At 53.5% G+C, this 21,304-nt stretch carries 2 protein-coding genes; both read right to left on the minus strand.

Features of this window, described 5'->3' with window-relative positions; translation table 11 throughout:
* Positions 1-11: 11 nt before the first annotated feature.
* A complete protein-coding gene (locus tag C7R94_RS10940) occupies positions 12-5,537 on the minus strand; it encodes an SDR family NAD(P)-dependent oxidoreductase (RefSeq protein ID WP_106780911.1) in 5,526 nt (1,841 codons plus the stop codon).
* A 24-nt stretch (positions 5,538-5,561) separates the two neighbouring features.
* Positions 5,562-21,299, minus strand: a complete 15,738-nt coding sequence (locus C7R94_RS10945; RefSeq protein ID WP_158264670.1) for an SDR family NAD(P)-dependent oxidoreductase — start codon at positions 21,297-21,299, stop codon at positions 5,562-5,564.
* Positions 21,300-21,304 lie beyond the last annotated feature (5 nt).

Below are 21,304 nucleotides of genomic sequence, written 5' to 3' on the forward strand. Positions count from 1 at the left end.
AGGCCCCTTTCTTATGACGTGATTTCCGATCGTCCGACAAAACGGGACACAGCTTGTGCCATCTGGTTCAACGTCGTCCAATCTGTAAAAGCCTGCATTTCCGCTTCCACCATGAAGCGTCTGTTAAGCTTGCTTAAAAGCTCGGCCAGCTGGAACGTATCCAATCCGTATTCCGCAAACTCAGCGTTCGGGTCGATTTCGTCGGGATGGACTTCCAGCAATCGGGACGCTTCCCCGATCAATTCATGCAAAATCAGTTCGGCTTGACCGGACGGCCCAACCGGTTGGCCTCGTTCTATGTTCATACCAGCAATGAGATCAGGAAGTGCAGGCAGCTCCACCATTGACCTGTAATCTCCACTGAAGCCCGGAGTGTCGAACATGACGTCTACTAGCCTCTCCGAAGCAAAGCCTGCTTCCAGGACACTCTTCGAAGCTTTAATAAATGCCATCTGCTCGATCGGACTTGCAAGCAGCGTCTCCAATGCCTCCATCGCATCGGAAGGCGTTATCGAACCGATGCCGTCATGCGCCATCCTTGCCTGGTATTCGTTCGAAGCGACAATGCCCGCACTTCCCCAGTAGCCCCAATTCATTATCTTCACCGCACACGGCCAGTCACAGGCCAAACGGATCGCGAAGGCATCCTTAAACGTGCAGCCTGCTGCATAATTGCTTTGACCGGCCCTTCTAGCGAAGGACATCATGCCTGAGAAAAACAAAACAAAATCAAGCGGCTCTCTTCGGAATATTTGCGCGAGCCGTACACTGACGTCAATCTTGGCTCCAAGCCCTGCCCGGAAGTCGTCCTCCTGCATATTAGCGAGGCTTTGGTCACGCAGGACGATTGCAGCATGAACGACACCATGAATGACGCCGAAACGTGCTTTGATGACCTGATAAGCATGATCCAGTGCTTGGGCATCCGCTGCGTCCGCCTCTATATAGAATGGCTTTGGCCCCGTAGTGGACACCCGTTCGATTGATGCGCTTATCGACTCATCCTGCCTGCGGCGTCCAAGCCAGACTATCTGGGCCTGATAGCGGCGGATCATGTACGCCGTCCAGACTTCACCAATACCTCCGGCCCCGCCAATAACGACATAGACGCCGCCTTTCCGGTAACCGTTGTGCTGTATGCCAGAGGCGATATTCACAGGAGCCAGCCTTTGACATAGCCATTCCCGTCCCCTTAAGCACCACGTGTTTCCTTCCGCATCGTGAGGAAGCGTCAACAGCGTTTCAATTGAAGTCTCCCAGCCGGGCTCCAAATCCAGTAAACGAATCTGCCAATTGGGATATTCTTTTGCAAGCGCACCTATCAGTCCATGCACACTCGCATGAACGGGATTAATCCTGTCTCCCGTGTATGCCCGCTGGGTTTGGAAGGTGAGGACATCGACACTCAGCCTTTTCCCGCCATATCCGGCATGCAGCAGCGCCTTGATCAAGCGGAATAGCAAAAGGACACCAACCTCTTGCTTAGCAAGGAGTGAATCGTCTTGAAGCAAAAATTCGGAAGGCGGCGCAAGCCAAAATAAATGATCGATGACGCCGAATCGTGCCAGCACCATAGCGATCTGCTCGATATCATCGTCTTCGCCTACGTTGACTGTAAAGGCGTTCGGATAATGAACCAAGAGAGCATCCCGGCTTTCAGCCGTTCCTCCGATGATCACAACGCTTCGGCTGTTCGCTCCGGGATACGCAGGCCCGGATTTAACAGGCACAGGCTCCCAAACAGGCGTAAGCAAAACATGTTCAAATGCTTCCGGACGGTTCTTTGGATCGCCGATAAAGCCCTGCTTCTCAGCTGCCAAGTCTGGGCTAGCTTCAGCCTCCTTGCGCTTGCCGCTGCCCGGTAGCCAGTACGTTTTGCGTTCAAAAGGATAACCTGGCAAACTCACTCGCCTAGTTGGCTTGTTCTCATACATCCGGCTCCAGTCTACCTTCAGCCCCTTCACCCATAATGCCCCAAGCCTGTCTACATTCCGGAGCTCGATCCACCGGTTTACACGGCTTGCAAGATCATCATCCGCTCCAATTGAAGCCAACTGATCCTTATCGGATTTCGCATGGCCGCGGTATATCGATCCGTCATCCGACGTCTTATTCAAAAAACTTCGTAAGCGAAGGGATAACTCATCCATCGATGCCGCTGTAAAAGCAAGCCTTTCATCCATCGCCTCGCGGCCGATCTGAAGCGTATAAGCGATTTCGGCCAATTCCGCATCCGCCAATGATCCGCTGTCCAAAGCCGAAAGCAGTCTCTCCGCCTGAATACGCAGCCGCTGCTCGTTGGCTGCCGACAGCAGAATAAGTACCTCTTCACTAGCGGATGTTTCTTTTCGGGCTTCACTCGCAGGCGGAATATACTCCTCGAGCACAATATGCGCATTGGCTCCGCCTGCGCCAAAGGAAGAAATGCCCGCAATTCTTGGATACTCTTCCTCTCTGCCGTTCAGGCGAACGACGGGTCTATCCCAATCCGCCAGCTCCTGCTGGACCATAAAAGGCGTGTTTTTCATCGGAATATTCGGGTTTAGCGTACGCGCATGCAAGCTCGGTACGAGCTTCCGATGCTTCATTTGCAGCACGATTTTCGTTACGCCGGCCACACCGGCCGCCGCCTCAAGATGACCGATATTCGATTTGACCGAACCGATCGCGCAATATTGGTTATCCTGCGTATCTTGGCGGAACGCTTGTGTCAGCCCGGTAATTTCGATCGGATCGCCCAGCTTGGTGCCCGTACCGTGCGCTTCGATATAGCTGACAGTTCTGCTGTGAATGCCGGCTTTGTCGAGCGCTTGCCGGATCAGCTGTCCCTGGGCATTCGGATTTGGAACGGTGTAGCCATTTGTTTTGCCGCCATGATTCACGCTGGTGGCTCTGATCACGGCATGAATCCGGTCACCGTCGGCAATGGCTTGCGACAGCCGTTTCAGCAGCAAAACACCTACCCCTTCTCCCGGAACGAAGCCGCTGCCGCCGCTGCCGAAGCTTCTGCATTTGCCGTCGGTAGACAACATCCCATGAGCGCTAAGCTCGATATAATTAGATGGATGAAGATATAAGTTGACGCCTCCGGCCATTGCCAATTCGCATTCTCCGCGCAAAATATGCTCGCAAGCTTCATGAATAGCGGTTAACGAAGAGGAACACATCGTATCGATTGGCATGCTCGGACCATTGAAGTCAAACAAGTACGAGACTCGATTGGCCACGGAGCTAAAAGACGTAAAGGGAAGCATGCGCTCTCCCTGTTTTTTGAACTCAGGCCCGTATAGATTAAACCCTGTTTTCGTTATTCCGGCGAAAACGCCGACTCGGCCGCCGTACTGCGAAGCCAGATGCTCTCTCGTGCAGCCCGCATCCTCAAGCGCATGCCAGCAGCTTTCGAGAAAGAGCCGTTCCTGAGGGTCCATGCAGGACGCCTCCAGCGGCGATATTTTAAAGAAGAGCGGATCAAAGCTTGTTGCATGCTCCAGAAATCCGCCCCACTTGCTATAGCTTTTCCCCTCAGCGACCGCAATCTCCGAATTGGGCTCATAGAAACCTTCGACCGGCCAACGCCCCCTGGGAATTTCGGTTATGCAGTCCATGCCTGCGGCAAGATTTCGCCAGAACGCGTCCAAATCTTCGGCCTGCGGATATCTGCCGCTCATCCCGATAATCGCGATCGGCTCCTTCTCTGTCGGCTGACCGCTCTTGCTGGCAATGCCGGCCGATCTGCTGACCGTTTGATCACTTTCACCGATGGGTGACAAACGGGGCTTCACACCGAAGGACGAGGCTGCCGCCGCGTTATTTTTCTCCTGTGTATCTTTCTCGGCCAGTCCAATCCAATTGAGACATTGATGCGGATACGTTGCGCTCAAATAATCGGCTACGCCTCTTAGTGTCCTGAATTCGTAAAAGAGCGTTTTGGAAAGCTCACCGAAGTCATTCGCGAGATTGCGGTTCAACTCGGTAATCATAATCGAATCGATGCCATACGTTTCCAACGGTTCATCCGGATCAATGCTGTCGGGATTGAGCCTCGTATAGCCCGAGAACAAATGAATCAGTCGTTTCAGGGCCCGCTTGTCCAAATTTAGATCCAGCCTGACGCCTTCGACAGTCTCGGCCAAAGAGCGGCTTCGGTCATTTTCTACAAAACGGGTTAGTTTAGCACCAGCACCGTAGAGTATCATGACCCGGCTCCCTCCGCTTGCAAGCGAAGCGTAGAATGCACGGATGCCGATCGTTCCCGGCATCGCCGCCATCCCGGTCTCACGTTCCAAAGCTTCCTCGGCTCCGGATTCGAGCTGCATCCCGTTCGATCTCCAGAGCGGCCAGTTGATTGCGATCATTCCTGACCTGTTGCGATCCGTCTGTTGTCTCCATACGGTATAAGCATCCATAAAGCCATTCGCCGCCGCATAGTCTGTTTGGCCGACATTGCCATATACACCCGCTACGGATGAGAAGACGGCAAACACGTCAAGCTTGATATCCTTGCTAGACCTGTCCAAATGGACGAGTCCCTTCACCTTCGGACTGAGCACCTCGATAACCTGATCACGCGTTTTGCGGTACAAATATTCATCGCGGATGATACCTGCTGCATGTAAAATCCCATTCAAGCCGCCATATTGATGTCGAATTGCATCGATCAATGCAGCAACTTGACCTTCTTCGCTTAGATCAACCTGCCTATATTCAACCTTAGCGCCAAGAGCCGCCATCCGTTCGATTCGGCCGGATGCTTCGTCATTCAGCGTTGCCGATCTTCCGATTAGTATAAGAACAGGCAGGCTCACCTGCCTTGCGATTTCCTCAGCAAATAACAGGCCGAGTGCACCCGCTCCGCCTGTTATTAAATAGATGCCGCGGTCTTTCCATGGCATTCGCACCTGCTCCTGCAGGATCGTCTCCTTCTTCCACGCGGAACGGTAGTAGCGACCGTGCCGGGATTGGACAGCACTTGTGCTGCCGCCCCCCCAAGCACCTGCCTCGAGAGCACCGGCAATATCTCCCTTACCATTTTCCGCCCATTCGAGACATTCTACCGTGAGCTTCGGATTTTCTGCACGTGCGGTTAACAGTAAGCTGTATAATCCAACAAGCCATGGCGACTCCTCTTTATTTGCGATGAAAAGCTGCACAAGCGTTTCCCGGCCGGTGTGATTATGCAGAAGGCGCTGGAGGCGGTCGACGATTTGTAGTGTATAAGCCTCATACCTCTGCTCGATCGGCTGGTCTGAGAATTCAAGAACAAGCCATTCAGCTTTGCCTGTCATGCATTTTAATTTATCTGCGCGGACCTCGATCGACTCGCCAAATATGATCAATCGGTCCTGATTTAGCCCAGAGGAGTCCGATGGAAACTTTGCAATTTCCTCTTCGGACGGTCGAAAAAGCAGCACGCCGTAATCATCATTTGCTTCGGGTGGGGCGCTCTGCTTATACTTGTTCAACATTCGAAGGGCCTCCAGCTTGGACAGACGGCCCTCTTTGACTCCACTCAACACATCTTGCAAGAAATCTCTCATATTGACCTCCCGGTTAGAAGCCTGCTAAGACAAAGATGATAGGATTCGTTCCGCTTTCTGGACGGCGGTCTCCAACGTTATGGTTTCGTCGAGAAACTGATCTAGAAGATCACTGAAGCCGTCTTCATCCGTCTTCGCCTCTTCCCGTTGCTCCGCTTTCTTTACCCAATGGCTTTCTTTGGCAAAGGGGTATGTCGGCAATGGAATCCGCTGCTGCTCCCCTTCCAGGAACAGCTTGCGTAAGTCCAGCGGATAACCGTGAACAAACAGCTCGGCGCAAGCCAGCAGATGCTCTCGTGCCAGACTGTCGACATTATCTCGGTATGCCTGGATGCTTTGATTGACTTCGTCGATTCGCCACTCTTCTTCATCCCGCACCCCGACAGGCTGCAGCTCTGCTTGGACAACGTCTCGCGCATGGCCATTATCCAACCATTCGCCAAGCCGTTCGAGTAGCTCATGCTGGGAGGCGGCGACGCATGCAAGCCGGTGCTTCAATTGCTTACGTCCTGCCAGCAGCGTAAAGCTGACCGCTGCGCAGTCCAACTGCGGGGAGTGTCTGCAGTGCTCAGCCAGCCTTTCAACCTGTTGGCGCAGCTGTACCGCGGTCCGTCCCGACAGCACGAACAAGTATGCGGCTCTCGCCTCCCGTCTGCGAACCGGCTGAGGAGCTTCCTCAAGAACAAGATGCGCATTCGTTCCACTGAATCCGAATGAGCTGATGGCCGCCATTCGTTTCGTTCCCTCGCCTAGTGTCCAATCCCTAAGCTCCGTATTGATGTAAAAGGGACTATTTTCGAAAGCAATGCTTGTGTTGCCCTTTTCAAAATGGAGTGAAGGCGGCAGCTTTTTGTGACGTAATGACAGAATAACTTTCAAAAAGCCCGCAATGCCTGCGGCAGCAGCCGGATGGCCGAGATTCGATTTAATCGAGCCGACCGCGCAATAGCGGTGATCGTTCGTATAATGTCGGAACGCCCGGGTCAGGGCCTGAAACTCGATCGGATCTCCCAGCTTCGTTCCCGTTCCATGCGCCTCCACCAACTGAATATGGCGCGGATTGATACTGAAGGTATCATACACATGCCGCAGCAAGCGCTCCTGTGAATTCGCACTTGGTGCTGTAATGCCGTTTGTCGTGCCGTCCTGATTGATGCCGCTGCCGCGGATCACGCTATAAATATGATCGCCATCGGCAAGCGCATCCTTCAAACGTTTGAGAACAACCGCACCGGCGCCTTCTCCCGGCACGAAGCCGTCGGCCCTTTCGTCAAAAGCATGGCATCGGCCGGTAGGAGAAAGCATACCCGCACGATTGGAGACGGTATAAAATTCGGGGGTTGATTGGATGAATACGCCGCCAGCGAGTGCCATGTCCGTTTCCCTTGTCCACAGGCTTTGACAGGCCAGATGAATCGCAACCAGCGAACTGGAGCAGGCTGTATCCACTGTTACCGCAGGCCCCTGCAGGTTCAGGTAATAAGCGATCCGTGCAGGTATGACGGATCCTGCATTGCCCCAGAACGCCTGAGCCGGCGCTTCGTCTCCAAACAATCTCGCGTAATCGCTGCCGCAGCTTCCGACATAGACGCCGCATCGTCGCGTATGCTCTCCCGGCCCCGCATATCCAGCATCCTCCAGCGCTTTCCACGATTCCTCGAGAAAAATGCGCTGTTGAGGATCCATGTAATCGGCTTCCACGCCAGTGATGTTAAAGAAAAGCGGATCGAAACAATCAATTGAGCTTAGAAAGCTTCCATGTCGGCAGCTTTTGACCCCTTCTGGGTCCGAGCCGCTCCTACGGAGTTCCCAGCGCGTCACTTCTTCTACCAGATCGGTTCCTGCCTCAAGATGTGACCATAGCTCCTTCACCGAATCCGAACGAGCAAAACGGCCGCTTATCCCGACAATGGCCACCGGTTCTAAAGGCGTTGGAACCTGCCGCATGCTTGCATTCTCTATAGCAGAAGAACTGACTTCGGGTTCGGACAGGTAATCGCCTCCAGGTATACGCACCACAATCTTGCCGATATTTTTCCGGTTCTCCAACTGACGATAGGCTTCTTTAAAATCAGAGAGAGCGTAAACGCCGCCGATTGTCGGCCGTATGACCCCTTGCCTAATCAGAGCTGTCAACTCGTCCCAATAAGCTTGTATCGCTGCCGGTTGTTCGGCTGACAACGCTCTTAAATCAACGGAATGGAATGCTCTGTTCTCGTTCAACAGCGACAAGTCGATGCTCCGCGCGGACTTCAGCGCGGTTAAGGCGAGCTCAATATACCGGCCTCCCGGCGCCAAACACCGGAATCCTTTCGACATCGCGTCCCCGGACAGTGTGTTCACAACGATCTGTACCCCTTGTCCGTCCGTAAGCCTCTTGAGCTCCTGCTCGAAATCGTTTTCTCTGTAATTAATGAGCTTTGAAACACCGATACCTGCAAGATAGTCCAATTTTTCCTTGGAGCCTGCGGTAGCGTAAATTTCCGCGCCGTAATGGCGGGCTAGCTGTACGGCCATCAAGCCGATTCCTCCCGCCGCCGTCTGAACAAGCACCTTGTCGCCGGATTTGACTGCCGTTTTGCGAAAGGCGTCCATCATCGTAAGACCGACTGCCGGCAGCGAACAAGCTTCTTCGAAGGACAGAAAGTCAGGCTTTGGAAGAAGCGACTGCTCCGAGCAAACGATGTAGGTCGATTGCGCGCCTATATTCTCCCCTCCGGTCACAACCACTTGATCACCACGCCGGACGGAGGTTACCGCTTTCCCTGTATCAATGACAACACCACTTGCCTCAAAGCCAGGCGTAAAAGGAAAAGGCGGCATCACTGGATAGAGACCTTTGGCGCAAAGCAAATCGCCGAAGTTCACTGAAAAGGCGCGTACCTCAACCAGCACATCATGCTCCGTTAGCGACGGCACTGCCGATTGTTTCAGTTGAAGCTCGTCGATACCGCCGGGGCGTTCAACGACTATATGATGGCGTACCCGCGGCGTCTGACTCTTTTCCACCAGCTCGAAGGCAGCTGCATCTTCTGTGACTCGATACCCGTCCTCCGATGCCTCCGGCGCCGGGACCCGTTCTTCAGCCATAACCTGCGGCGGGGATTGGGTTGCGTTTTTATCTGGCTGCCGGTACTTGCTCAGCAGTTCATGCCGATGCTCGCGAAGCAGCCAATCGGATAGCCGCTCGACGCTGTTATAGTCAAAAATGATCGTCGTCTGCAGCTGCGTCTCGCAGTGCTTATTAATGATGTTAATGAGGTTAACCGCAATGATGGAATCGACGCCGTAATCCGAGAAGCTCCGATCGTCCTGGATTCGGCCTGCATCGATTTGCAGTGCATCCGCCACCGCTGTTCGAATAACTGTTTGGATAAACGAACCAAGCGCCCGGTCCGAAACGTCACCGGCACCGTCTATGCCGTTTGCTCCGCTTGTGGACGGGCTGATCGGGAGCGGCTCCCGCTCCTGAAAATCGGACGGAACGCTCGCGCAACCACTTAGGTACTGCCGGTACACGCCGTTGCTCTCCGCTGCAATGACAGCGGCGCCGAGAAAATGACCTTTCCGTGCCGGATAGAAGATGCTCCGGAAACCTTCCTCCGCCAAAAGCCGCTGCCACATTTCCGTAGTTAGCACCGGACTGCCGGGAATGCGTACTTCGGCATCCTCATGCAGCCACCAGCCTTCCAATAACCCGAAAGTCACGTGCATGAACAGGCGGTTTGCATGAATCTCGTTAATCAGCAATAACCCACCCGGGCGCAGTGCTGCCTTTGCATGACGCAACGTACGGCTTATCCGTGCAGTGGCATGGAGCACATTCGTTGCTATGACAAGATCGAAGCTTCCTTCTTCAATCCCTTGCTCGGCAAGCGGACGTTCAATATCGACCATTTTGCAGGATAAGTAAGGAGCCTGCGCCCCATACGTCTGCTTTCCGTGAATCAGAAACGCCTTGGATAAATCCGTGTAAAGGTAGTCGGCCATGTGGGATTGATACGGGTCTAGCCGCTTGAGTACAACCGCACTCGTCCCTCCCGTACCTGCTCCGATCTCCAGGATCCGTATTTTGGACGACTTGTTCAGCGCCAAGCGTTCCTGCACATAAGCCTCCACCGTATCCGCAAGCGCTTCGTTGAAAAAATCAGCAATCAAATTGTTTTTGTAAACAGACTCCACCAATCCGAAGGAACCGTTCGGGAAAATAACATCCGTTGCCGGTAATTCCCCGACCAAAATGCGCTGGAGGGCGTGCAACGTTTTTTCTGCCAACTCGGCTTGTGTATTCATATTGCCGTTGCTCTTCCATTTGCTTCTCGTCTGGTACCATTGACGCCACTCTTCATCCAGATCCAGAGGGCGTGTGTCCAATATGCGCACCGTGCCGTCCTCGCGTCGAACATAACCGGCCCGTTCAAAGGCGGCTATGGTTTCTTGATGCCATCTGTAGTAGGCCGGCAGCATCCCGGACGCACCGTCTTCAACACTGCTAAGCCAGCCGCGTTCTCTGTAGATCGCCCACATCAATTTGCAAATGGCAGCGTCCAGCAACGCCATGGGGTGCCCCATTTCGGATTGTATACGCCTAAGCCGTGAATCATCTGTTTCCTGCATGCGGTTTCGAATTCCTGGAAGCAGTGAGCTGCGGTCTGCCTGAATGAATAGACGTTCATCGTGCAGCAATCCTGCAAGCGGCACCGGCTTTGTCATCTTCAGCATCACCAGTTGGTCCAATGGTCCTCCAAGCAACAATTCCAACGCTTCCATTGCCTCGTCTGATTCAATGGAAGCGACGCCAAGCGAGGCCATTTTCTTCCGGTACTCCTCCGAGGCAACGACGCCTACGCTTCCCCAATAGCCCCAATTCATCACCTTGACCGGGAAGGGCAGCTCCTTGCCAAGCCGGTGGGCAAAAGCATCCTTGAAGGCGCAGCCGGAAGCATAATTACTTTGACCGGCTGGTTTGGTATACGAATTAATGGAAGAAAAGAACAGCATAAAATCAAGCTGCTCAGTCGCAAATACTTGTGCCATCCGAGCGCTGATATCTACTTTCGCCGACAGCGCCGCGCGGAAGCGTGCTTCATCCATGTTTGCTAAGCTTTGATCCAGCAGGACGATAGCGGAATGGATGACGCCATGGATTGCGCCATAACGTGACTTCACTTCGTCGACAGACTGCTGCAAAGACTGTTTGTCTTTGGCATCGGCCGAAATATACAACGGCTCTATCCCATAAGCCGCACCCAGTCGATCAATCTTATGCTGAATGGTTTCATCCAGCGATTTTCGGCCAATCCAAACAACCCGTCCTCTATATTGGCGGATCATATATTCAGTCCACGCCTCGCCGATCCCGCCGGCACCGCCGATGACGACATAAACGCCGTCTTGACGGTAAAGGCTTTGCTTCGGTATGGCTGCGGCCACCGGAAGTATTCGTTGGCGATACCATCGGTTATCCCGACAGGCCCATACGTGACCTTCCGGATCAGCAGGCAGACGGAACAATTGATCAACCGAAAGGCTGCCGCCTGCTTCCAAATCGGCAACCCGTATTGCCCATAGCGGATATTCCTTGGCGATCGCGCCGGCCAATCCGTGCACGCTGGCAGCGGAAGAACGCACGGCATCATCGCGTTTGACCGAAACGGCTTGCTGGGTGATGAAGCTCAAGGCGATACGCTTGCTCCCATAACCCAGCGCCAACAAGGCCTTTACGAGTCGAAACAGGTGAAGGACGCCCTTTTCCTGTTCTTCGATGGGAGCATCCGAAGCGGCAACTCCGACCGGTTCCCGTGCTGAAATCCACAACAGATGCTCGAATTCGCCGCACGCCCGTAACTTGTGGGCCATCTCCTCGATCGTATCTGAAGCCTTCAGGATGATGCTCCGCGCTGCCGGCCACGCATGCTGATTTTCATGAACGGCCGCGCTTTCGTCCTCCGCAATGATTACGGTCCGGTTCGGCGGTTGGACGCCGCTTGTTTCTACTTCCGCCTCGTCCCAGACGTACGTCAGCAAATCCGACAAGTTCTGGTCAGACTTCCCGGAAGCATAAGCCGTGTTTGACGAAATCGCGTTATCCGTCGCGTTCCGATCCGTCAAACGTGACGAAAATCCCTTTATTGCCACGCATACGGTCCCTTGTTCATCACACAGATCGATATCAAGCTTATGAATGTGGCCGTCTGCAGCCTCGCCGCTTGTTGGCCGTAACCAAGCCCACATAACCGTTGCGCAGCGGTCAAACAGCTCAAGCTCATCGATTGCAAACGGGAGCTTCATCTTGTTCTCTTCCGTCCTGTCCATAAAGAGAACCGCCGCTTGCAGGGCGGAGTCCATCATGCTTGGGTGCATCGTGTAGCGATCCTTCTTGCTCTGGACACTCGCGGGGAGCAATAGCTTGGCGAGTACGCCCTCCGGCCCTGTGTAAACCTCGTCCAATCCACGCTGCCCAGAACCGTATTGAATACCCATTCGTTCAAATGCCTCGTAGCAGCTCTGAACGGACCGCTTCTGGGTCAGCGTAGTTTTCAACGCTTCAAGCAACACCACAGGTCGTTCCCGAATCTCGAAAAATTCTCCTGCCCCTTGACAATGGAGAACGCTCTCTTCCTCGATTTGGCTCGTAACCCGGTAGCTGACTTCTCCGTTTTGTTCCCGCTTCACCCCGATCCGAACGTCCAGAGGCTTGGCAGCCACAATCATAGGCCGTGCCCACACGACTCGTTTCAGACGGATCCCGAAACTGCTCTCCCGCTCGCCGCCTGCCATCATCCGAATCGCGGCTTGAGCCATCTCCAAATAGGCGACACCGGGCATAACCAGTTCGCCGTCCACAACGTGATCCCTGATGAAGAATTCCTCACCTGTAAAGGTCGAGCTGTATTTCATGCCCAGGAAATCTGATGTATTTCTTTGTACCAATGGGTGGAGTACGGCTTGCTTTGCCGCATCACTTTTCGTCTTCGCATCCGCATGAAGTTTAACTTCCGGCACCCAATACCGTTCATCGGCAAAAGGATAGGTAGGCAGTGGAATTTTGAAATTCCTTCCCTTCGCGAACAGCTCGTGATAATCAAGCTCATAACCTTGTACGTAAAGCTCGGCTATCGATGACAAACGTTCCATATAGTCTGCAGCACCGTCCGCATGTTGCAGCTCGCGAATACACTGGTTTCCATACCGTTTCAAAGCAAGCTGCTGCCGCGCTCCATTGGCGTCTAGCTCGGACTGGAATATCCGCGGCGTGGCCTCACTGCCGATCCACGAAGACAGCAAGGACGCTAATTCACGGGTATCACGGACGACAAGCGCCAGTCTGTGATGGAAGTGTTTCCGCCCTGTAAGCAGCGTAAAGCTTATGCTGCCACAATCAGCGCCAGTATTGGCTAAACTGTACTCCAGAAGCTGTTCCCCTTGTCGGCGCAGCTGCTCCTGCGTACAAGCCGACAAGACGATCAGGTAGCCCTGTCGTTTGACGGACTTACGCTCGATTGCAGAGGCTTCTTCGACAACAAGATGCGCGTTCGTCCCGCTGAACCCGAACGAACTGACGGCTGCGCGGCGCCTGCTTCCTGCCTCGGCCTCCCAGCTTCTAAGCTCGGTATTGACATAAAACGGACTTTCTTTAAAATCAATGCCGGGGTTGCCGTTACTAAAATGCAAGGACGGCGGTAGCTGCTTATATTTGAGCGCCAGCAGTACCTTGAGCAAGCCGGCAATACCCGCAGCGGCTGCAGCATGGCCCATATTGGTCTTGACGGAGCCGATGGCGCAGTACTCCCGTCGCTCCGTATAATGTCGAAACGCATTCGTCAGAGCTTGATATTCGATCGGATCGCCCAATCGCGTGCCGGTTCCGTGTGCTTCGATCAGCTGTATGCTTTCTGGATCAATGCCGAATGAATCGTAAACATCCCGTTCGAGACGCTCCTGGGATAACGCGCTTGGAGCCGTAAGACCGTTCGTTGTACCGTCCTGGTTTATGCCTGAGCCTATGATGACGCCATAGATGTTATCACCGTCTGCCTGTGCGTCACGGAGCCTCTTCAGAACGACAGTTCCCACACCTTCACCGGGTACAAAGCCATCTGCCCGTTCATCGAAAGTGTAGCACCGTCCCGACGCGGACAGCATCCCCGCTTGATTAGCGCTCTCATAAAAGCTTGGTGTCGACTGAATAAAAACACCGCCGGCCAGCGACAATTCCGTTTCCCCGGACCTTAAGCTCTGGCAGGCCATGTGGACAGCGACAAGCGAGCTGGAGCACGCGGTGTCGATGGTTACCGCCGGTCCGTGCAAGTTAAGATAATAGGCGATTCGTGCAGGAATGACCGAACTGGCATTGCCCCAAAACGCAGGTGCCGGCGCCTCCTTGCCCATCAGTCGGGCATAGTCGCTTCCGCTGCTGCCGACAAACACGCCGCATTTTCGCCCATCCATTCCCGCTCCAGCATAACCGGCATCTTCAAGCGCTTTCCACGCTTCCTCTAGAAATAAACGCTGTTGAGGATCCATATAATTCGCTTCGTAACCCGAAATGTTAAAGAAAACCGGGTCGAAACGGTCGATCGCATCGAGATAGCTACCTTTCGAACAGAAACTGTTTTTCCCTGCCTTGTATGGGCTAAGATCCCAGCGGCTTGCCTCCTCGATCAAATCGGTCCCGTTTGCCAAATTGGCCCAAAATTCCTCCAGCGTTTCCGACTTGGCAAATCTGCCGCTCATCCCGATCACAGCAATGGGCTCCGGATCTCGGCCTTGTTCCACGCAGTGCGGTGCTCTCGGTTGTTCCGCATTGTCCAACCGCTTGACTAAAGTCGCCGTTTCTTGATATCGATAAGGCTCTGTAACCGTAACGACGAGCTTTCCGATGGCCGTCCGATCCTCAATAGACCGGTAAGCATCCGCCACCCGTTCAAACGGGATAACCCCATCAATGACAGGGCTTATCGTTCCTGCTTCGACAAGCGCAAGCATCTCTTCGACATAACCGCGCAGCTCGGCTGGATTCTCGTTAGCAAGCTTTCTTGAATTGATGCTATAAAAGGTCTGATTCCCATCCAGCGCTGATAAATCGATCGTCTTCGCGGTTTTGAGTGCCGTCATCGCCAGCTCGATATAACGACCTCCCGGTGCCAGACAGTTGATTCCTTTCTGAATGGCGTCCCCGGGAAGCGTATTGATAATGACATCAATTCCATTACCGCCTGTTAGCCTGTCGATCTCTTTCTCGAAATCGGTCTCCCTGTGATTGATCCTATAGTTCACACCGAACGTTTCCAAAAATTCAAGCTTACGGTTGGACCCGGCTGTAACATATATTTCCGCACCATAATGACGCGCAAGCTGTACCGCGATAAGTCCTGTTCCGCTTGCCGCGGTATGGATGAGAATTTTCTCGCCTTTCTTGAGATCCGCTTTGCGGAAAGCGTTGATCATCGTCATGGCGGCTGCCGGAATGGTGCAAGCCTGCTCAAACGTGAGGTAATCCGGCTTCTTGAACAGCTGGTCTTCCCGGCATGTGATCATGGTGGAATGTCCGCCGAAAGAAGCCCCGAGCGCCACAATCACTTCATCGCCCGTGCGAATGGTCGAAACGTCGGCACCGGAGGCTACAACAACCCCACTTGCCTCAAAGCCCGGTGTGAACGGGTATGCCGGCATGGTTGGGTATAGACCCTTCAAGCAGAGAAGATCGCCGAAATTCAGGGCAAAGGCACGGACGGCGATGCGAACCTCATCAGATCTCATCTCCGGAACGCCGGATTGTGCAATCCGCAGCGAATCAACACCCCCGGGCCGGTCGATCACGACATGGTGATACGTCGGCTTTTCCGAAGGAAGGGGAGCGCTCGGATGCTCACTGACTGCAGGCGCCGGGGATCCTGACGGTTGCGATAGAAAGCGATTGCTCAACGCTGGCATGCTAAGACCGCTTTGAACGGACTGCTTTGCCGATGCCTCTAGGGCTCGTGCGCCCTCTTCCTCTCTGTCGGCAGCCAGCTCGCTCCGCTTGAGAAGAACGGTTATTTGATCCGTATGCTCCTTGATCAAAAACGCACATAAGCGCTTCACGTTATTGTAATCAAACAGCACCGTTGTCTTGAGAATAAGGCCGAAGTGATGATTCAGGCTGTTTACGAGACTGACTGCCACGATGGAATCTACGCCGTATTCGGAGAAGCTTTTCTCATCCTGAATACGCTTCTCGTCCATTTTCAAGGCTTGCGCGACATATTCCCGTATCGTCTTCTTGACATAATCTTCAATCCACTGTTCTTCCATATGTTCACCGCTTCGGTCCGTATTGGTCAGGTCATGTAGCCGCTCGTGCCGTTCTCCGGTCGCAAGCCGCTTAGGTTGATCTAATATGCCGTCGCTCAACGCGGCGATAATATGCTGGTCCCATGAAAGTCGACCATCAGAAGGAACCATGATCCCGTGAAAGCCTGTCCGGGCAAGCAGGGACTGCCAGACCGGCACATGCAGGCCCGGACATCCCGGAATTCGAAGCTCCGGATCTTCATAACGCCACCATCCCTCCAGCAGACCGAATGTTACATGATTGAACACCGTGTTGCCGGTAAGCTCGTTTAACAGAAGCAGTCCGTTTGCGCGCAGTGCGGATTTGACATGATACAGCGTCTTTTTCATATTGCGGGTCGCATGAAGCACATTGGCCGCAATCACGATATCGAAGCTGCCCTTCGCAATTCCCTGCCCTTCCAACGCTTGTTCGACATCGAATAAATGGAAGGAAAGGTACGGATATTCTTTGCCATACTTCTGTTCCGCATGGAGCAAGAATGATTTAGATACATCCGTGTAGCTAAAATCGATGATATGCGCTTCATAAGGCTTCAACCTCCGAAGCACCGCCTCGCTCGTTCCGCCGCTTCCGGCGCCAATTTCCAAAATCCGTATTTCCGCATTCGGATCAAGCGCAATCCGTTCACGCACGTAATCCGCCGCCGAATCCGCGAGCAGGTCGTTATAAAAGTCGGCTACGCGGTTATTTTTATATATGCCCTCCACCAACGCCGCGGACGAACCTGGAAACATGACATCCGTCGGTCTAACGCCATCGGAGAGAATCTCGGAAAGCGCGCGCATCGTCGCCTGCACTAGGGAAGCTTTTGCAGAAACATCGTCATGACCCAGCCATTTGTTCTTGTTCGCTTCCCATTCCGCCCAGGCTTGCCCGAGAGTTGCCGACTCTTGAGCCGGGGCGTAAACGCCGCCTGCCTCCGGCTTTAAATAGCCGCTGCGGACCAGCATTGCGACGCTTTCTTGAAACCATCTCCGATAAGAGCTCAGCAATTCCGTTTCCGGGGGTATGTAACCTCCAAAGGCTGACAAAGAGGCTACCCATCCTGTTTCGCAAAAATAAGCCCAAAGCATCCGACACAGTGTGTGGTTCATATCGTTTATTCGATCGATTGCTTCCGACACTTTGGCTTTATCCTGCGCCGTTTCTTCATCGCCACCCAAAATTCGCGATACTCCTCCGGATCCGCTAAGATACTCCGCTATTGTATTGATCGTCATCGTCTTAAACGCGGGCAATTCGGATGGCCGTAATTCAAGCTGACAAGCTTCGAATAGCTGATGAGCCCATTCATTCAGCTTGATCTGGTCCATACCGTATTCCTCCATCTCGGCGTCTGGATCAATCTCGTTTTCCTTTACGCCTAAAATGGAAGCCGCAGCTTTTATCAAAACCGGCCGCAGTTGAACGGCCGTGCGTCTTCCAGCGGAATATGCCTGAAGCGCAAGTTCTCGTTTTGCGATCAACGCCCGAGTTACAAGACCTGTCATCCGGATACAGACGCGGCCTTGGTCATCACATAAGTCGATATCGAATGTGAGATCCCGGTCCTTACCATTGCCTTCCTCCGTGACGCTCCGGATATAAGCCCACATCGATGGCGTGCATCCGCGGAACACCTCAAGTGATGTCAACGCAAACGGCATCGCAAGCGGTGCTTGCCCGTATTCTACTGCAGCCAAACCGATGCAAGCCTGCAAGGCGCCATCCATCATGCTAGGGTGCAGCACAAAGTCATCCTTTGTTTCCACAATCAATGAAGGCATCGACAACTGCGCAAGCAGCTGCCCGTCGCCGATATAAATCACGGATACTGAGCGATGCGAGGGACCGTAATGAATGCCCATTCCCTCGAACGCTTCGTAGCATTGCCCACTCGATAACTGTCGTCGCGAGCATTGCTTCCGAATCTCATGGTAATCTAAAACGGGCGACTCAGCAGCTTCTACGACCAGCACGGTTCCTTGACTGTGCACGTTCTCCCCAGCTTGTTCCTCCGGTGCCCCGGTATAAATCCGATAATCAATTGTCCCGTTGTCGCTTGGCTTCAAGGTGATATGGGCATGTACAGGTTCATCGCCTACCTGGATCGGCTGCGCCCATACCACCTGTTGCAATCGGACGGTTACCTCCGGCAGCGACTTGCCGATGGATAGGACAGACGCTGCTCGGGCCATCTCCAAATAAGCGACTCCCGGAAGAATGCGCCTGCCTTCAACCCGGTGGTCTTCCAAATAAAATTCAGTTCCTTCAAACCGCGAGCTGAAGCGCTGTACGGTGAAATCCGACGTATTGCGGTGCAGCAGTGGATGAAGCGGATCAGCACCCGCTGCCGTTTGGGTGCTTCTCATATCCGGGACCCAGTATCTCTCCTTGGCGAACGGATACGTCGGGAGCGTGATCGGACGAGGCTTTAGCGCATCGTATCGGCGATTCCAATCATAGACACCGCCCTGAACCCACCGTTCAAGAACCTTCGATATTTCCTCGTGCTCGAGTATTTCGAGCTTCCTTCCCCTGCTGCCGGCACCAACACTTCCCTTGTACAGCAGTGGAATTCCTTCGTGGCCATCCAAATAAGCGGAGAGCTTATAGTGAAGCTCCTCCACCGATTCAACGGCAACAGCCAACCGTTCTTCATGCTCTTCCCTGCCGGTCTGCAGCATATAAGCAATCTGCGCCAATTCCGCTTCGCTATTTTTCGATTTGCTCATCCACTCGACGAACTGGCGAACCTGCTCACGCAGCCGTTCTTCATTTTTGGCCGACCATATCAGCGCATAAGGAGTTCCTATTTCCAGAGTGGCTGATGCTTCTTCCACATATTCTTCGATGACGACATGGGCATAGGAGCCCGAAAAGCCGAAGGAGCTGATACCCGCCCGCCTCGGAAGTCCGTCCCTTGTGTCCCAGTATTGATTCTCCCGGTTTATGTAAAGCGCCGAGTCTTCTAGTTGGATGTAAGGGTTTATTTGATTAAGCTTCGGCATTGCCGGTATTTGCCGATGCCTCATCTGTTGGATGACTTTGATGACGCCGGCGATTCCGGCAGCACCTTCCGTGTGGCCGATATTCGACTTCACGGAACCGACCGCGCAGAACTGCTTCTTGTCGGTGAAACGCTCAAACGCTTTCTTCAAGCTGCTTATTTCGATCGGGTCCCCGAGTGCCGTACCGGTGCCATGCGCTTCGATATAACCGATCGATTCCGGCGCAATCCCCGCGTCCTCCCAAGCTTTCGCAATGACATGTTCCTCGCCTTCGATACTTGGTGCCGTTAGGGACGGCGTATGTCCTCCATGCAGGGCCGCTGAACCTTTTATGACGGCGTAGATACGGTTGCCGTCTTTCTTCGCTTGCGACAGCGGTTTAAGCAGAATGCTGGCGATCGCCTCCCCTGGTACATACCCGTCGGCGGCTGCATCAAACGTATGGCAGCGGCCGGTGGGAGATAAGGCGCCGATACTACTGAAATACCGGTAGTGCCAGGACGACAACAGCAGATTGACGCCGCCGACAAAGGCCATCTTGCACTCCCCGTTTTGCAAGGAACGGCAAGCCGTATGTAAAGCGAATAAAGACGAGGAACACGCTGTATCTATCGCCATGCTCGGGCCTTTCAAATCAAAGATGAACGATACCCGATTGGCGACGACGGTCTGCGCATTGCCTGTCCCCATATGAGGATCGACGGGGAGATTCAATTCCGCGATTCGGTCCGCGTAATCATGAACACACACCCCGACAAATACTCCCGTGCTGCTTCCCGCTAATTGCTTCACAACGCCTGCATCCTCTGCGGTTGCGTAGACGCTTTGCAGCAGCAGACGGATTTGTGGATCCATCCATTCGGCTTCTCTTGGCGATATGTTAAAAAATTCTGCATCAAACTTATCGACGTCATCGATAAAGCTGCCCCATTTGCAATACGTCTTATCCTTGGCCTGACGGTCTTCGTCGAACCAAGGCCGGTAATCCCAATGGTCGGGCGGAATCTCTTTGATCAGATCCTTCCGGGATACGATATTTTCCCAAAACGTTTCGATATCGGACGATTCTGCAAATAATGCGTCCATCCCAATGATTGCGATATCTTCATTGTCGACGTCGTTTCCTACGATCTGGCCGGAGGGCGACGAATGAGTCTTCGGCTTTGCTTCCGCAATCGGTGCAGATGTCGTTCCCAGCAGCTTCTGGAAGGCTTCCCTATGCTCCTTGCCAAAATAGGACGCAAGCTCCTCAATGCTTGGGTACTCGAAGAACAAGGTCGGATAGAGCTCGGAGCCGATTTCCTGTCCAATAACGCCGGTAAGTGCAATAAGCTGGGCGGAGTTTAGACCAAGCTCCATTAAATTCGCCGTAATGCTGAAAGACTTTAACCGGCCATCGGTGACCGTCTCCACCTGACGCACCAAATAGCCGATGATGCACTCTTCCAGAGCCTCGATTCCGCCATCAGCGGAATCATTCGTCGCAGTCTCTTCACCTGGGATTGCTGACAAACGGAGGCGCTTGATCGAGCATTCCGTCAGCTCCGCCGCCACTATGCCGGAGTTTTCAATCAGCTCTGCATCGAAGACGATCATTTCGTCCGATTCTTTCAAATGATGGATATGGATCCAGCATTGGTGCAATCGTTCGGTTTTATGGAAGAGCACATCCTTGACTGCAAACGGCAAATAACCGTCCCAACCGGTCGCCTTATTCAAAAGGGGGACGACCGAGAGAAACGCACTGTTCAAAAGCAGAGGATGAATACTCGATTCAGATTCCTCGGAAGCCGATTCACCGGTCAGTTCAGCCCGGACAAGGATATAGTCCTGTCCTTTGTATACACGCTGAATGGTTCTGAAGCTTGGCCCTAATTCAACGGTTCGATTGATCTCATAGATCCGATCCAGCTGCTCGTACAGTTCGGTTGATGCCTGTAGCTCGGCCAGATCCAAAACCCGGTTGCTTACCGGCCCTACAACAAGCTCGCCTTTAGCTGTGAGCTGTCTGTCCTCGGAGGAGAGGTCCCCATACACGGTCTCGAAGCCCGCGGCTTCATAGCTGTCCTTCTCGAGCTTCATCTCGACGATCACCGGCTGCGCAGGATCGACTTTTATAGGGCTGATGAAGGAAAGATTCCGTATTCGGCCGCAGCGCTCCCTCTCATAGAGGGCAAAATAAGCATCCATGGCCATTGAAGCATGAGCGACGCCTATGATAACCGGTTGGCCGCCGACTTTGTGGTCACGTAGAAGCGTCTCATCGTAATGATAGGTTCTCGTCCACCGGCGGTTGGTCCCTTCGAGAGCAGGCCGTTGCGGAATCTGGCTCGCAAGCCGCTGGGCTTCCCGGACTTCCTGAAGCGCCTGCTCGACCTCCAGATTGCCGTTTTGTACCCGTTCAAGAAGACGTTCCAATTCTTCCTTTTTCATGTCCA

Origin of the sequence: Brevibacillus sp. NRRL NRS-603, assembly GCF_003013445.1 — a bacterium.
Lineage (GTDB): Bacteria > Bacillota > Bacilli > Brevibacillales > Brevibacillaceae > Brevibacillus > Brevibacillus formosus.

Bases quoted from the DNA above. Each gene is read 5' to 3' on its own strand.
- C7R94_RS10940 (WP_106780911.1), bottom strand. From the start codon at position 5,537: ATGAGAGATTTCTTGCAAGATGTGTTGAGTGGAGTCAAAGAGGGCCGT.
- C7R94_RS10945 (WP_158264670.1), bottom strand. From the start codon at position 21,299: ATGAAAAAGGAAGAATTGGAACGTCTTCTTGAACGGGTACAAAACGGC.